This is a genomic window from bacterium (assembly GCA_024226335.1).
Taxonomy (GTDB): domain Bacteria; phylum Myxococcota_A; class UBA9160; order SZUA-336; family SZUA-336; genus JAAELY01.
The window spans coordinates 1-1293 of record JAAELY010000447.1; the positions used below are offsets into that span (position 1 = coordinate 1).

Here is a 1293-nt window from a genome sequence, read left to right on the forward strand (position 1 = left end):
CGCGGAGCTGGCGAACTCGGGAAAAGGCAACCTTGCGAGCGAATGACGCTGCGTAGATAATCAGAAACCCGTCCCGGACGACTTCTAATGGCCGGTTTTGAAGTGATCACGTATGGCCGCTTTTGGGGTGATCACTGAGGTCGCAGCGGTGGGGATGTTGCTTCCCTATGCCTCGGAGTATCTGTTGAACACTCCAGGCCAGACCGCGAACTACCTGCTGGCTTTCGCTGCCCCCATCCTCGTGAGTATTCCGTTCTGGCTACGGCTATCGCGGCGGTTCGGAAAGAAGTACATCTGGATGACCGGGCTGGGGATGAAAGTGATGGCTTTCGCGGTCCTCTTCTTCAGCATGGATCTGGATCAGGTCGTCGTCTATATCGTCATCGGAATCATGGGTGCAGCCCATGGCTGTGGAAGCGTGATCCCGCAATCGCTCCTGGCCGACGCCGTAGACTTCGACGAAGTCGCTTCGGGGCAGCGCAAGGAAGGTGCGTATTTTGCACTGTTGAACTTCGCCATGAAGAGCGCGATGGCCGTCTCTGCAACCGTCGTAGGGTTCGCGCTCCAGGCGGCGGGATTTCGCTCGAACATCGAACAGGCGGCTTCGGTCCAGATGGTGATCCGTATCATGATCGCCGCGGCCCCGTGTCTGCTTCACCTGTGTGCACTCGTGCTTCTGCATCGTCTGCAGTTGACACAGCAGGAGCACGAGAAGATCCGGGCTGAGCTGGACGGCCGATACCTGAAAATCGGATCCGACTAGCCGCAAGCTGCTTCCGCGCCCCATTGCGATCACGACAGCGAAATCCAGTTTTTTCCTCCGAAGAGCCCCGGACACGGCCGCCGTCTCGAACTCGCTCGGGAACGGGTGCGAGCCGATGGGTTTCCGGAGCGGTTCGGTGTGTGAGACCAGCCGAGGAGTTCATCGTGTTGCCAGAAGGGGGCGCGTTTCGGGTAGACGTCGTAGAGCTCGGACTGCCCAGGCGGTCTCTTGCGGAACCGGACCATCGGGCCATTCGACATAGGTCCACCCCCTCCGACCGAGTCGAGAGGGCAGAGAGTCGAACTTGTTAGCCACTTGGCTAGAATGTATCGTCCTCAGTCGTCTACGACGATCAGCCTGCACCGCGAATGACGAGGAGAACTCAATGGCCCTTCACCGACTGCTCGACATCGAGATGGGCGCGCCCGATCCGGCGCGCATGGATGCCTTCTACGAGGAAATCGGCCTGCGCGGGGAGGCGGCCGTTGGGGAGGGGCCGACGAACCCGAGCAACTTCGGATTGTCGAAGC

2 protein-coding genes are annotated in these 1293 nt (G+C 60.0%); both read left to right on the plus strand.

The annotated features are described in order from the left end of the window. The first annotated feature begins 112 nt into the window (after positions 1-112). On the plus strand, positions 113-763 hold the full coding sequence (locus GY725_21480) for a hypothetical protein (protein MCP4006760.1): 651 nt from the start codon (positions 113-115) through the stop codon (positions 761-763). 385 nt (positions 764-1148) lie between these two features. Continuing rightward, positions 1149-1293 (plus strand): hypothetical protein (locus tag GY725_21485; protein MCP4006761.1); only part of this gene is annotated, 145 nt, incomplete at its 3' end.

What these genes read in the sequence shown, in the direction of transcription:
- GY725_21480 (MCP4006760.1), top strand. Translation starts at nt 113, where the DNA reads ATGGCCGCTTTTGGGGTGATCACTGAGGTCGCAGCGGTGGGGATGTTG.